Origin of the sequence: Alkalispirochaeta americana (assembly GCF_900156105.1) — a bacterium.
In the GTDB taxonomy this organism is placed as follows: Bacteria; Spirochaetota; Spirochaetia; order DSM-27196; family Alkalispirochaetaceae; genus Alkalispirochaeta; species Alkalispirochaeta americana.
The window spans coordinates 283,112-296,987 of the sequence record NZ_FTMS01000001.1 but is presented as its reverse complement, the minus strand read 5'-3'; the positions used below and the strand labels follow the sequence as shown (position 1 = coordinate 296,987).

Here is a 13,876-nt window from a genome sequence, read left to right as displayed (position 1 = left end):
CGTCCTCTACCGTCTTCCGGCTTTCTTATCGGATCCGGCATGCCCCCGGAACAATCGAGTGGGAGAAAACTCCCCGAGCTTATGCCCTACAAGATTTTCCGTCACATAAACCGGCACCCACGCCTTGCCGTTGTACACAGATATGGTAAGCCCCACCATCTCGGGGATAATCGTGGACGTCCGCGAATAGGTCTTGATCATTTTTTTCTGATCAGCCTTGTTCATGTCCAGCACCCGACGGTAGAGACTCTTTTCTATAAACGGTCCCTTTTTTATTGAACGCGACACACCATGCTCCTACTTACGCTTCTTCACGATAAAATTGCCGGAAGTCTTCCGCTTCTTCCGCGTCTTGTAGCCCTTGGTGGGCACACCCCAGGGACTCACCGGATGGCGTCCACCACTGGTTCGGCCCTCACCACCACCATGGGGGTGATCAACCGGGTTCATGACAACACCACGAACCTTTGGTCGGCGACCAAGCCAACGCGCCCGCCCCGCTTTTCCGAGGGTCACATTCATATGATCCTCGTTTCCGACAGAACCAACCGTAGCCCTGCAACGACGAAAGATCATTCGCATCTCACCGGAAGGAAGCTTCACCGTCACGTAGTCACCGTCGGCGGCAGCAATTGTGGCAGAGGTTCCTGCGGAACGAGCCAACTGGCCGCCCTTCCCCAATTGCAGCTCAACGTTGTGAACCACCGTTCCCAGAGGGATGTTTTCCAGAGCCATGCAGTTACCCACATCGGGGGAAACTTTCTGCCCGCTCACCACCGTCTGACCTTGCTGCAAACCACGAGGAGCAAGAATATACCGCTTCTCGCCATCGGCGTAGCACAACAGAGCGATGTTCGCACTTCGATTCGGATCGTACTCAATCGCTTTCACGACCGCCGGAACATTCATTTTGTCCCGTTTAAAGTCGATCTCCCTGTAGCGGCGTTTATGCCGCCCACCCTTGCGACGAACGCTGATACGCCCGTTGGTGTCACGCCCCGCCTTGAAGGACGTTCCCTTCGTGAGGGACCGCTCGGGAGCCTTCCCCTCGGTGACACCATCATTTTTCAACGTTGTCTTGAACCGCAAGCCGGGCGTAATCGGCTTATAGGTTTTAATTGCCATCAATAACCTCTCTTAAGCACCTTCAAAAATTGAGATGCGCTCACCCTTTGCAAGAGTTACCACCGCCTTTTTCCAGGACGACGTTCGTCCCTTGGCGGACCTGGTGCGCTTGGGCTTCCCCTTCACGTTGATAATCCGGCACTCCTGAGCGTGCACATTAAACAACGTCGAAACAGCCCCCTTCACCTGAACCTTGTTTGCCCGCTGGTCAACACGAAAGGCATACACACCCTCCTCGCGCATCCCGTTGGTCTTCTCCGTGAGAATAGGCTCTAAAATAATCTGTTCCGGATTCATTCCTTCTCCTCCGCAGGGGCTGCATAAAAGTCGCCCAAAGCAGTGGCTGCCGATTCCATCATTACAACCTTGTGCGCATAAAAGAGATCGTGCGCACGCAGACGATTCCAGGAAAGGAAACGAAGCCAGGGAATGTTACGAGCTGACCGCTTCACCATGGGATCGTCCGACGCGGTAACCAGAACTACCCGCTGGGCATCGGTAAGATTCCGCACCAGAGCAACCATATCCTTTGTCTTTCCCGATTCAACCGAGAAATCCTCAACCACAAGAACATTACCGCTCTGCATCTGCTGAGAAAGGATAGACATCATGGCAGCCCGCTTCATCTTTTTCGGAAGACGGTAACTGTAATCCCGGGGAAGAGGACCAAAAACGGTACCTCCACCAACCCACACCGGGGAGCGCCGACTGCCAGCACGGGCACGACCGGTCCCCTTCTGCCTCCAGGGCTTTCGCCCTCCAAAGTTCACGAAACCTCGTGTCTTTGTGGAAGCTGTTCCTACTCTCTTGTTGGCAAGCTCATTTCGAATCGCGTGATAAATCGCACCATCACTCACGTCTCGGGAAAAAACCCGCTCCGAGAGGCTTACGGTACGCAATTCCTTGCCTGCTGTTGATACTACCTGTACATCCATCGTTCCGAACCTCTATTCAGCCGATCATGGGCCGTTTTACAGCCGGGCGAATACGCACAACGGCGTTCTTCCGACCAGGCACCGCTCCTCTTACAAGGATCAGCTGATTTTCCTGATCGATTTTAACTACCCGAAGACTCAAAACGGTACTTCTCTCGCCGCCCATGCGACCCGCCATCTTGGTCCCCTTGATCACCTTTGCAGGATAAGCAGCCATACCAGTGGACCCATTCGCCCGATGAAACTTTGAACCGTGAGTTTTCCGGCCACCGCCAAAATTATGGCGCTTCATGACACCCTGAAAACCCTTTCCTTTTGTGGTCCCCGTAACATCCACGTATCCCACATCTTGCATTACATCAAGACCAAGGGCATCACCCACGGCGCACTCCCGGCCAAAATCACGAAACTCGTAGAGATCGCGCATCGACGGAATTCCCTCGGCAAACTGCCCCAGCACCGGCTTGGTCATCCTCGATTCTTTCTGAGGATTTGCACCGAGCACCACAGCGGAATACCCGTCGCGGTCAACCGTCCGGTGAGCAACAACCACATTGGGCTCAACCTTCAAGACGGTAACAGGGATCAACTGCCCCGAATCGTCGAAGACCTGAGTCATTCCGACTTTCTTTCCAATCAGACCAACCATCGTTATCTTCCTGTTACTGCTTGATCTCTACATCCACGCCGGCAGGAAGCTCAAGCTTCATAAGGGAATCCATCACTGCCGAAGAGGGCTCTATGATATCAATGAGCCGTTTATGGGTCCGCATCTCGAACTGCTCCCGGGACTTTTTGTTTACATGCGGCGACCGCAAAACGGTAAACTTGTTAGTGCGAGTAGGCAGCGGCACGGGACCAGACACAGTTGCACCTGCTTTTAAAACAGTCTGCGCTATCGACGCGGCACTTTGATCAACCAACTGGACATCAAAGCCACGCAGACGAACGCGAATTTTATCGCCGGTCATCGTTCCTCCAAGACAAAAAATCAGGCCTTGCCGCATCCGCAACAAGGCCTGGCGACGGCCGAAAAGCCGCTTACTCTATGACCTCAATCACCTGACCGCTGGCAACCGTTCGGCCACCTTCGCGAATCGCGAAGCGCAGCCCCTGATCCATAGCGATCGGCTTGATCAACTCAACAGAAATCTCGGTGTTGTCACCGGGCATAACCATCTGCTTGTCCTCGGGCAACATAACAGTCCCGGTCACGTCGGTTGTCCGGAAGTAGAACTGGGGACGATAACCCGACATGAAGGGTGAATGACGACCGCCCTCTTCCTTGCTCAAGACATACACCTGACCCTTGAACTTGGTATGAGGAGTGATCGAACCAGGCTTCGCAAGAACCTGACCCCGCTCAACAGCCTTTTTGTCGATACCCCGAAGCAGGGCACCAACGTTATCACCGGCCTGACCGTCATCAAGAAGCTTGTTAAACATCTCTACACCGGTACAGGTGGTCTTCTGGGTATCGCGGATACCCACGATCTCAATCTCATCACCAACCCGAAGAATACCACGCTCGATACGGCCGGTAACAACCGTTCCACGACCCTGAATGGAGAAGATATCCTCAATTGGCATGAGAAAATCCTTGTCCACGGCCCGCTCGGGAACAGGAAAGTACTCGTCCATGGCGTTGAAAAGCTCGATGATTTTCTCGGTCTTTTCGGCATCGTCATGGTTTTCCATTGCAACAAAAGCGCTTCCCTTGATAACAGGAACTTCGTCGCCGGGAAAATCGTAGGAGTTCAGGAGATCCCGAACCTCTTCTTCAACAAGCTCGATCATGTCAGGATCATCAACCTGATCGGTTTTGTTGATAAAAACAATGATCCGGGGAACACCTACCTGACGAGCAAGCAGAATATGCTCCCGGGTCTGGGACATCGCACCATCAGTGGCAGCAACAACCAGCACAGCACCATCCATCTGGGCAGCACCGGTGATCATGTTCTTGACATAGTCAGCGTGCCCGGGACAGTCGACATGAGCGTAGTGACGGGCATCCGTCTCATACTCAACGTGCCGTGTGTTGATCGTGATACCTCGCTCTTTTTCTTCGGGAGCGTTGTCGATCTCATCATAACTCATGACACGGGAGCCGTAGCGCGCAGCGCTCACCATTGTCATTGCTGCTGTCAGCGTTGTCTTTCCATGGTCAACATGACCGATCGTACCGACGTTTACGTGCGGTTTTGTTCGCTCGAATTTACTCTTGGCCATCGCCATCCTCCTTGCACCGTTACAACGACGAAAATAATTGAATGTTCGCACAGACTGCACCGGCAAGGAACCCCCGACCGGTAATCTGAATTGGGACTGGATTATAAGGAACCATTGCTCTTGTTGTCAAGAACAGGAAGCCGCAGGGGTCTGCCAGGCCAACGGCCACAGCTGTACGGCGCCACCTGCAGGCAAAAGCCTGCGGTTTGGCTCCTCGGGGCCAGTTTGCGTGCCACCAAAAACCCGGCGGCACGCACATAATCCCGAAAACTTATAGATGACTATACCATCATTGCAATGGCATGTCACCAGGGTTTTTGATTTTACCAGCGGTAATGAGCAAAAGCTTTGTTTGCCTCTGCCATCCGATGGGTATCTTCCTTCTTCTTGAAAGCCGTCCCGGTGCCGTTGTAGGCATCGACCAGCTCCTGACCCAGCCGCAACCCCATGGATTTGCCACTGCGGGAACGGGCGGCGTTAATTATCCAGCGCATTGCCAGAGCTTCACGACGCCCTTCCTTGACCTCCACCGGAACCTGGTAGGTCGAACCACCCACCCGGCGGCTTTTAACCTCGATGACGGGCATGACGTTATCCAGGGCCTTGCGAAACACCTCGACAGGGGTGGCATCGGAGACTTTCTTTTCTATGTCACCGAGGGCTTCGTACATGATCCGCTGACTGGTAGCACGCTTCCCGTCCAGCATCATGCGATTCACAAACCGGGAAACGGTAACATCTCCATACTGAGGATCCGCCAGAGGCGGCTTCCGCTGAGGAATGTGTCGTCTTGGCATACTTTATCTGCTCCCTTACGCCTTCGGCCGCTTTGTGCCGTACTTGGACCGCGCCTTCCGGCGATCTTCAACACCCAAGGTATCCTTGGTCCCGCGAACAACGTGATACCGGACACCAGGCAGGTCTTTCACCCTTCCTCCACGAAGCAACACAACCGAGTGCTCCTGAAGGTTATGACCGATCCCCGGAATATAAGCCGTAACCTCGATCCCGTTGGACAAGCGCACACGAGCAACTTTCCGCAAGGCCGAATTAGGCTTCTTGGGGGTAACTGTCATAACACGGGTACAGACGCCCCGCTTCTGCGGGCAATTCTGCAAAGCCGGCGACTTTGTTCCTTTAAACTGACGCTCCCGTCCATTACGGATAAGCTGGTTGATAGTTGGCATATCTCTTCTATACTCCGTTTTTGTAGATCGAAACCTTACCAGAGCACCCGGGTCATGTCAATACACCCGGGCACTCTGCTGGATTTCTATTCGGTGATATCCACATCCACCGTATCGGCGGACTGTGCCTGGGCCTCTTTCTCCTTAGCCCGCTCTTCCAGAATCTCTGCGACGTGACTGTCCAGATCTTCCGTTTCATCGTCGAAGAGCCGGATGTTGCGGTAATTCCGCATTCCTGTTCCCGCCGGGATCAGGTGCCCGATAACGACATTCTCCTTCAAGCCGCGCAACTGGTCGGTGGAGCCGGCTATGGCAGCGTTGGTGAGAACACGAGTTGTCTCCTGGAAACTTGCTGCACTGATAAAGGAGTCGATGTTGAGACTTGCCCGGGTTATTCCCAGAAGCAGCGGCCGGGCCACAGCAGGCTGGCCTCCCTGACGAATTACGCGGGCGTTTTCCTCATGGAACTTGGGCTTGTCTATCTGCTGTCCAAAGATAAAGCGCGTGTCTCCGACCTGGACGATTTCCAGTTTTCGCATCATCTGGCGAATGATGACACCAATGTGCTTATCGTTTATCACAACCCCCTGCAGACGGTAGACCTCCTGAACCTCGTTCACCAGGAAGGACTGCAAGGAGTTTTCTCCCAGAATTCCCAGGATTTCGTGGGGGTCAATCGCTCCATCACAGAGCGGCTCACCAGCCTCGACAGGGTCGCCATCCCGGACCAGCATATGTCGCCCCATGGGAACCAGGTGACGGAACTCCCTCCCGTAGGGATCCTCCACCAGGACAACCCGTTTTCCCTTTACCACGTTTCCTGTTTTTACCGTTCCGCTGATCTGGGCAAGAACCGCCGCTGTCTTGGGCCTGCGAGCTTCGAAGAGCTCCCCGACCCGAGGCAGACCACCGGTGATATCCCGGGTCTTGGCGCTTTCTTTAAGCATCTTTGCCAGAACGCGGCCACCCTGCACGGCATCACCATCGGAAACCCCAATGTAGGCACCGTTTGGCAAGGGATACGCAGCAAGCTCTTCTCCCTGGCCATCGAGGATCAGGATCCGGGGCTGCATACCCTCAACAGGATGTTCCACAATCCGGCTCTCGGTATTACCCGTTTCCTCGTTGATCTCTTTCTTGAGGGTAGTCCCTTCCAGAATATCTTCGTACCGAACCGTACCGGAGTGCTCACTCACAATGGGCTCGCTGAAGGGGTCAAAACTGGCGATTGTTTCCTGTGCGTCAAGGAAGGAGCCTTCCCTGGCGTAGACCTCGGCACCGTTACGGACTTCCAGGCGCTGCTCTTGCGCAACCAGGTACAACCGATCCTCCCGGATCACGGCGTAGGCGTTATCCTCGGCCAGAACCTCATCGCCTCCGCGCACAAGCACTACCTGACCGCGAACAACCCGTTCCTCCTGAGAGACCTTGAGGTCACAGCTCTCGTCGAGACCATGGCTTTCGATCACACGAGCGACAAAGATGTACCCCTTACGGGTGAACATGCGAGAGCCATCTTCCAGATCGATGACACTTCCCTCGAGGCGCCGAATCATCGCAGGATAAGAGAGGTATATACGGTTTTCCTCGGCCGTCTTGGTGGCAGCTCCTCCGATATGGAAGGTACGCATGGTGAGCTGCGTTCCGGGCTGTCCGATCGACTGGGCAGCGATAATTCCCACAGCCTCTCCGATGTTGACTACCCGGTTGTCCGCAAGGCTTCGACCGTAGCACTTCTGACAGACCCCGTAAGGGGCTTCGCAGGTGAGAACCGTACGAATACGGACATCCTCAATACCGGCCGCCTCAATCTGATCAGCGACATCGTCGGTGATTTCCTCGTTTACATCGACGATCACCTCTCCCGTAATGGGGTGATGGACCCGCTCAAGAGTAAAGCGACCGCGAATACGATCACCCAGAGGCTCTACGACCTCTTCTCCATCCTTCAGGGCGGTCATGTCGATGCCGTTGATCGTGCCACAATCTTCACCGGACACAACCACATCCTGGGCAATATCGACGAGTCGCCGAGTGAGGTACCCGGCGTCGGCTGTTTTCAAGGCTGTATCGGCCAACCCTTTTCGCGCACCGTTGATGGAGATAAAGAACTCGATAACCGAGAGACCTTCTTTGAAGTTACTCCGGATCGGAAGCTCAATAATATCTCCCGAGGGCTTTGCCATAAGCCCGCGCATCCCCGCCAGCTGGCGAATCTGGCTCCTGCTTCCCCGGGCTCCTGAATCAGCCATCATGTAAACCGGGTTAAACCCGTCGCGGTCTTTCATGAGACGATCCATCATCCGGTTCGTCAGGTCCTCGTTGGTCTTGCTCCAGACCTCGACGACCTTGTTGTAACGCTCGTCCTGGGTAATAACACCACTCAGATATTGCCCCTGGATCTGGGCAACCTCTTCGTTGGCAGTTCCGATCATCCCAGGCTTTTCGTCGGGGATAATAATATCATCGATTCCGATGGTAGCCCCGAAAACCGTGGCGTAGCGAAACCCCATGTCCTTGATCGCATCGAGCATCCGGACTGTGACTGCCGGCCCCAGGTCGGCGAAAACCCGTCCGATCAGGCGCCGCAACTCCTTGTCTCCCATCGTTTCGTTTACGAAGGGAACATCCGGGGGAAAAGCGTCGTTGAGAAGAACCCGGCCAGCCGTCGTTTCCACCAGCTCACCGTCGATTTCAACCTTGATAAGGGCCTGGTAATCCACAGCCCTGGCATCCAGCGCATGGAGCAACTCCTCAGGGCTGGAAAAGCGCTTGCCCTGCCCCTTGGCATCGGGCCGATTCCGGGTCAGGTAGTTGATTCCCAAGACCATATCCTGACTGGGAAAGACCACGGGCTGTCCGTTTGCCGGGTTGAGGAGGTTCTGGGAAGCCAGCATAAGGGTCCAGGCCTCGATCTGCGCCGCCTGGGTCAGAGGAACGTGGACGGCCATCTGATCCCCGTCAAAGTCAGCGTTGTAGGCGTGACATACCAGAGGATGAAGCTTGATCGCCTTACCGTCCACCAGGACAGGCTCAAAGGCCTGGATTCCCAGACGGTGCAGCGTTGGCGCACGGTTAAGCAGAACAGGATGCTCCCGCACCACTTCATCGAGAACGGCGAAGACTTCCGGCTCTTCCTGCTCCACCAGGGTTTTTGCCCGCTTTATGTTATACACCACATCTTTTTCGACAAGCTTCTTCATGATAAAGGGCTTGAAGAGTTCCAGAGCCATCTTCGTGGGAAGTCCACACTGGTGGAGTTTCAGTTCGGGCCCAACCACGATAACCGAGCGCCCCGAATAATCCACGCGTTTACCCAGCAGATTCTGCCGGAACCTTCCCTGCTTCCCCTTGAGCATGTCCGAAAGAGATTTGAGGGGCCGGTTGCTTGCTCCCTTGACGACGCGTTTCTTTTTGCTGTTGTCAAAGAGCGCGTCCACAGCCTCCTGGAGCATGCGCTTCTCGTTGCGGATTATGATGTCCGGAGCGTTCAGAGAGAGAAGGCGCTTAAGCCGGTTGTTACGGTTTATGACACGTCGATAGAGATCGTTCAGATCGCTCGTGGCAAAACGCCCTCCGTCGAGCTGAACCATGGGCCTCAGTTCCGGAGGGATCACGGGGATCACGTCCATAACCATCCAGGAGGGCTCGTTGCTGGAATCGCGAAAGTTCTCAACGATCTCAACCCGCTTCAACAGACGCTTGTCCGCCTTGGCCCCTTTAATTGCCATCTGTTCCCGCAGCTCGATCGAGAGAGCCTCCAGATCGAGCCCCTCCAGGAGACGGCGGATCGCTTCTGCGCCGATATCAGCCGAGAAGGACATACCGTACCGCTCTTTTGCCTCCCAGAAGTCTTCCTCTGCCAGAAGCTGCGAGGGCTTGAGATCGGTATCACCCGGATCGATTATGATGTACTTTTCGTAGTACAGGACGGAGCGCAACTCCGACACGGTCAGATCCAGAAGCAGTCCCATGCGGGAAGGCACCGAGCGGTAGTACCAGATATGAGAGACGGGGCTTGCCAACTCGATGTGCCCCATCCGTTCACGCCGAACCTTGGGGTGGGCCACCTCTACACCGCAACGGTCACAGATAACCCCTTTGTAGCGGATGCTCTTGAACTTGCCACAATAGCATTCCCACTCTTTGGTGGTTCCAAAGATCCGTTCGCAGAAGAGGCCGTCTTTCTCCGGTCGCAGGGTGCGGTAGTTTATCGTTTCAGGCTTTTTTACCTCGCCATAACTCCACGACCTGATCTGGTCGGGAGAGGCGAGCCGAATATTGATACTGTCGAAATCTTGAATATCGCGCATACCGGTTTCGCTCCTTAGAAGTTGCTGCCCTGCCGGTTAATGAGTTCCTCATCACGCTCGGTGAGAGGAACCTGCTTTCCTTTGGAATCGTAGATCGACATATCAAGACCCAGACCTCGCAATTCCTGCACCAGAACGTTGAAAGACTCAGGAACGCCCGCCGCCGTCGCCGGAAGGCCCTTTACAATGCTTTCGTAGATCTTTGCCCGGCCGTTCATATCGTCGCTCTTTATTGTAAGCATTTCCTGCAAGGTATTTGCAGCCCCGTAGGCTTCGAGAGCCCAGACCTCCATCTCTCCCAGCCGCTGGCCACCGAACTGGGCTTTTCCTCCCAGAGGCTGCTGCGTCACCAGGGAGTAGGGGCCGGTGGAACGGGCATGCATTTTGTCGTCCACCAGATGGTGGAGCTTGATCATGTACATGACACCCACGGTAACGGAGTTCTCAAAGAGTTCCCCCGTCCGGCCATCGCGCAAGACGGTTTTTCCGTCGGGGCTGATCCCGGCAGCGCTGAGTTTCTCCTGAATCTGCTCCGATGTGGCCGACTCGAAAACCGGCGTGGCGTACCACTCGTCCAGCCCGAGGCCAGCCCAGCCCAGCTCGGTCTCGAGAATTTGCCCCAGGTTCATCCGGCTGGGAACTCCCAAAGGATTCAAGCATACATCAAGAGGAATACCTTCAGGCGTAAAGGGCATATCTTCTTCCGGAAGCACCCGGGCAATAACACCCTTGTTTCCGTGGCGCCCGGCCATTTTGTCACCCTCACGAAGCTTGCGCTTGGTAGCCACCAAAACCTTTACAACCTCTTCCACACCGGGAGAGAGATCATCGCCCTCGCTGCGACGCAAACGCTGCACGTCGATCACGGTACCCTCGGCACCGTGCGGTATTTTCAGGGAGGTGTCGCGAACCTCTTTGGCCTTTTCGCCAAAGATCTGGTTGAGAAGCTTGAACTCCGGCGTTGTCTCGGCGTCGCTCTTGGGCGTTACCTTTCCTACCAGGATATCCCCGGAAGTGACTTTCGCCCCCACACGGATAATTCCCTCACCGTCAAGTTTTGCAAGAGCACGCTCGCTTACATTGGGAATATCATCGGTGATTTTCTCCGGTCCCAACTTGGTCTCCCGCACATCGACGGAGAATTCCTTGATATGAATGGAGGTAAAGATATCTTCCTTGACGACCTTCTCGGAGATGAGAATCGCATCCTCGTAGTTGTACCCATTCCAGGGGACAAAGCCCACAACGATGTTGCGCCCCAGCGCAAGCTCACCTTTGAAGGTAGCCGGCCCATCGGCGATCGCTTCTCGTGCCGCCACGCGCTGCCCCAGCTGAACGTAGGGCTTTTGCAGATAACAGGTATCCTGGTTTGTCCGCTGATACTTGACCAGGTTGTACACGTCCTGATCCTGGGGATCCTTTTTTTCGTCAGGATCGATCACAACCCGGGTGCTGGAGACATACACAACCGTTCCTGCTCGGCGGGCTTTTACCAAAACACCCGAATCGTAGGCGGTCTTTCGTTCCATACCCGTTCCTACGCGGGGGGGCTCGGGAAAAACCAGAGGAACCGCCTGACGTTGCATGTTGGCACCCATAAGGGCACGGTTTGCGTCGTCGTGCTCCAGGAAGGGAATAAGGGCCGCGCTCACGCTGATAATCTGCTTTGGCGAGACGTCCATGTACTGAATCTGCTCGGGGGCGCGCGTGTTATAATCACCGCCCTTACGAACAGACACCTGATCGTTCAAAAACTCGCCGTCCTCGCTGATCGGCGCGTTGGCCTGGGCAATGTAGGATTTCTCCTCGTCCATGGCCGAGAGATACTCGATCTGATCGGTAACCCTGCCGTTTTCAACACGCCGGTAGGGAGTCTCGAGAAAACCGTACTCATTCACCTGGGTGTAGTTGGCCAGGGAGACGATAAGCCCGATATTCGGTCCTTCAGGCGTTTCGATGGGACACATCCGGCCGTAGTGCGTATAGTGGACGTCACGAACCTCAAAGCCGGCCCGGTCGCGCGAGAGGCCTCCCGGCCCCAGGGCGTTGAGCCTCCGCTTGTGCGTTAACTCCGAGAGGGGGTTTACCTGGTCCATGAACTGCGACAGCTGGGAAGAGCCAAAAAACTCCTTGATGGCCGCAACAACCGGCTTGATGGAGATAAGGTCCTGGGGTTTGATCGTATCGGTCTCCTTCAGGGACATACGATCCTTGGCGATGCGCTCCATCCGGCTGAAGGCGGTCTTGAGGGAGTTGGCAAGAAGCTCTCCCACGGAGCGGATGCGGCGATTTCCCAGATGATCGATATCGTCGACGTTCTCCTCTCCGATATAGACCTTGATGAGAAAACGCATGGTGTTCACGATATCTTCCCTGGTCAGGGTATGTTCTTCCGAGGCTTCTTCGTAGTCGAACTTCTTGTTCAGCTTGTAGCGCCCCACGCGACCCAGATCGTAACGGCGGGACGAAAAGAACATGCTCTGAAAATCTCTCTCAGCCCCCTCCATAGTGATCGGCTCACCAGGCTGGATTACTGCATAGATTGCCGAGAGCGCATCTTCCCGGGATGGCTCGTCCCGATCGGAATCGTCGCCCACGAACTTGGACTCTTCCCGTTCAAAGCAGTTCAGGATGATGTCGGCATGGAGGGAATCGTCATGATCATCATCAACAATCTCAATTTCGGAGACGCCAAGCTGGAGCAACTCGTCCAGATCGTGGGGGTGAAGTTTTTCACCGGCACGATAGAGGGTGCGCTCCCCGGCCTCGACAGAGATCACTATCTTCCGGGCAAGAACCCGACCTACGATGTGATCGCGGGCCTGACGGTCTTCCGTGAGAGAAACGGTCTCGCGCCGGTAAAAAAGATCGATGATCTTCTCGCGCGTATCGTATCCCATGGCCCTGAGAAACAGGGTGCCCAGGATTTTCTTCTTTCGGTCTATTTTTGCGTAAATCAGATCCCGTTTCTGGTCTATCTCGAACTCCAGCCAGCTTCCCCGGTACGGGATAATCCGGGAACTGTACACGCCCTTGTCATGCGCGAAAATTACACCAGGGCTCCGGTGGATCTGGCTGACCACGACCCGCTCGGCCCCGTTAATGATGAAGGTTCCCCGCTCCGTCATGAGAGGGATATCACCCATGTAGATATCTTTCTGGCGAATCTCTCCTGTTTCCAGGAAAATAAGGTTAATACGAGCCTTAACAGGACAGGCGTAGGAAGCGCCCTTATTCTTGCACTCTTCCTCACCGAGTTTTATATTTGCTTCGTCAAGAAGGTAATGATCGTATTCCAGACGCATGTCCCCGGAAGGACTTTCTATGGGAAAAGCCATCTCGAATACTTCCTGAAGCCCCTGTGAGAGAGGAGGTTTTCCTGCCTTCAAACGCTCCCGTTGCAAAAACCGCTCATATGAAGAGAGCTGTATATCAACCAGGTCTGGCAGTTCCATAACGCCCGGCCCTGCGGTTCCGACCTCTACCCTGTTGACAACTCGTTCTCTGTCAAACATTTACACCTCCCGACCACGGACTTTCGAAAAAAACGCACCACCGGCGTAAAACACACCGGTGGCGTACAAGCGACTCTTGAGAAAAATAGGCCGTTCGGCGTTACTTAACCTCGACTTCAGCGCCAGCTTCCTCGAGTGTTTTCTTGATCTCGGCAGCCTCTTCCTTGGAAACACCCTCGCGAACGGCTTTATCGCCACCCTCCACGAGCTCTTTGGCTTCCTTGAGACCGAGACCGGTTACTACGGTCCGAACTGCCTTGATAACCTGAATCTTGGTGCCGTCTTTGACACCCTTCAGAATGACGTCGAACTCGGTCTGCTCTTCTACAGCCTCTTCGGCGGGAGCACCAGCACCAGCCGCAGCGACCGCAACGGGAGCCGCCGCAGTAACACCAAACTTCTCTTCCATCATCTTGACCAGCTCGCTTACTTCGAGCACGGTCATCCCTGCAATAGCTTCGAGGATTTCCTCTTTTGTAGCTGCCATATTACCTTCTCCTTTCAAAATGTATCCGGCGATAGCAGGCAACAATCGCGAAGACTAACGCCGGTTGATTCCCTGTTTCTGT

General features: G+C 54.9%; 12 protein-coding genes. All 12 read right to left on the bottom strand.

Annotation, left to right across the window (positions count from 1 at the left end; genetic code table 11):
- Positions 1-6: 6 nt before the first annotated feature.
- Positions 7-288: a 30S ribosomal protein S19 gene (rpsS, locus tag BW950_RS01280; RefSeq protein WP_018527812.1), complete on the bottom strand. Its 282-nt coding sequence runs from the start codon at positions 286-288 to the stop codon at positions 7-9.
- A gap of 9 nt (positions 289-297) precedes the next feature.
- Positions 298-1,125 (bottom strand): 50S ribosomal protein L2, encoded by an 828-nt coding sequence (gene rplB / locus BW950_RS01275; protein ID WP_076487470.1) that lies wholly within the window; start codon positions 1,123-1,125, stop codon positions 298-300.
- Positions 1,126-1,137: 12 nt separating this feature from the next.
- The gene (locus tag BW950_RS01270; protein WP_076487469.1) at positions 1,138-1,422 is read right to left on the bottom strand and encodes a 50S ribosomal protein L23; all 285 of its coding nucleotides are present in this window, start codon (positions 1,420-1,422) and stop codon (positions 1,138-1,140) included.
- Positions 1,419-2,060: a 50S ribosomal protein L4 gene (gene rplD / locus BW950_RS01265; protein ID WP_076487468.1), complete on the bottom strand. Its 642-nt coding sequence runs from the start codon at positions 2,058-2,060 to the stop codon at positions 1,419-1,421. The genes BW950_RS01270 and rplD overlap by 4 nt, the downstream gene beginning before the upstream one ends.
- Before the next feature lie 16 nt (positions 2,061-2,076).
- On the bottom strand, positions 2,077-2,709 hold the full coding sequence (gene rplC / locus BW950_RS01260; protein WP_076487467.1) for a 50S ribosomal protein L3: 633 nt from the start codon (positions 2,707-2,709) through the stop codon (positions 2,077-2,079).
- Between the two features lie 13 nt (positions 2,710-2,722).
- The gene (gene rpsJ, locus BW950_RS01255) at positions 2,723-3,031 is read right to left on the bottom strand and encodes a 30S ribosomal protein S10 (RefSeq protein WP_018527807.1); all 309 of its coding nucleotides are present in this window, start codon (positions 3,029-3,031) and stop codon (positions 2,723-2,725) included.
- 70 nt (positions 3,032-3,101) lie between these two features.
- A complete protein-coding gene (gene tuf / locus BW950_RS01250) occupies positions 3,102-4,292 on the bottom strand; it encodes an elongation factor Tu (protein ID WP_076487466.1) in 1,191 nt (396 codons plus the stop codon).
- A gap of 323 nt (positions 4,293-4,615) precedes the next feature.
- Positions 4,616-5,089 carry a 30S ribosomal protein S7 gene (rpsG, locus tag BW950_RS01245; RefSeq protein WP_076487465.1) on the bottom strand — a complete coding sequence of 158 codons (474 nt, stop codon included), beginning with the start codon at positions 5,087-5,089 and terminating at the stop codon, positions 4,616-4,618.
- A 15-nt stretch (positions 5,090-5,104) separates the two neighbouring features.
- The gene (rpsL, locus tag BW950_RS01240; protein ID WP_076487464.1) at positions 5,105-5,479 is read right to left on the bottom strand and encodes a 30S ribosomal protein S12; all 375 of its coding nucleotides are present in this window, start codon (positions 5,477-5,479) and stop codon (positions 5,105-5,107) included.
- A gap of 86 nt (positions 5,480-5,565) precedes the next feature.
- A complete protein-coding gene (gene rpoC, locus BW950_RS01235; protein ID WP_076487463.1) occupies positions 5,566-9,792 on the bottom strand; it encodes a DNA-directed RNA polymerase subunit beta' in 4,227 nt (1,408 codons plus the stop codon).
- Between the two features lie 14 nt (positions 9,793-9,806).
- Positions 9,807-13,307: a DNA-directed RNA polymerase subunit beta gene (rpoB, locus tag BW950_RS01230; protein WP_076487462.1), complete on the bottom strand. Its 3,501-nt coding sequence runs from the start codon at positions 13,305-13,307 to the stop codon at positions 9,807-9,809.
- A 100-nt stretch (positions 13,308-13,407) separates the two neighbouring features.
- Positions 13,408-13,794, bottom strand: coding sequence for a 50S ribosomal protein L7/L12 (gene rplL, locus BW950_RS01225; protein WP_076487461.1), 387 nt, complete (start codon positions 13,792-13,794; stop codon positions 13,408-13,410).
- Positions 13,795-13,876 lie beyond the last annotated feature (82 nt).

Excerpts from the sequence above, each read along its gene's own strand:
- rplB (WP_076487470.1), bottom strand. The coding sequence starts at position 1,125 with ATGGCAATTAAAACCTATAAGCCGATTACGCCCGGCTTGCGGTTCAAG.
- BW950_RS01270 (WP_076487469.1), bottom strand. The coding sequence starts at position 1,422 with ATGAATCCGGAACAGATTATTTTAGAGCCTATTCTCACGGAGAAGACC.
- rplD (WP_076487468.1), bottom strand. The coding sequence starts at position 2,060 with ATGGATGTACAGGTAGTATCAACAGCAGGCAAGGAATTGCGTACCGTA.
- rplC (WP_076487467.1), bottom strand. The coding sequence starts at position 2,709 with ATGGTTGGTCTGATTGGAAAGAAAGTCGGAATGACTCAGGTCTTCGAC.
- rpsJ (WP_018527807.1), bottom strand. The coding sequence starts at position 3,031 with ATGACCGGCGATAAAATTCGCGTTCGTCTGCGTGGCTTTGATGTCCAG.
- tuf (WP_076487466.1), bottom strand. The coding sequence starts at position 4,292 with ATGGCCAAGAGTAAATTCGAGCGAACAAAACCGCACGTAAACGTCGGT.
- rpsG (WP_076487465.1), bottom strand. The coding sequence starts at position 5,089 with ATGCCAAGACGACACATTCCTCAGCGGAAGCCGCCTCTGGCGGATCCT.
- rpsL (WP_076487464.1), bottom strand. The coding sequence starts at position 5,479 with ATGCCAACTATCAACCAGCTTATCCGTAATGGACGGGAGCGTCAGTTT.
- rpoC (WP_076487463.1), bottom strand. The coding sequence starts at position 9,792 with ATGCGCGATATTCAAGATTTCGACAGTATCAATATTCGGCTCGCCTCT.
- rpoB (WP_076487462.1), bottom strand. The coding sequence starts at position 13,307 with ATGTTTGACAGAGAACGAGTTGTCAACAGGGTAGAGGTCGGAACCGCA.
- rplL (WP_076487461.1), bottom strand. The coding sequence starts at position 13,794 with ATGGCAGCTACAAAAGAGGAAATCCTCGAAGCTATTGCAGGGATGACC.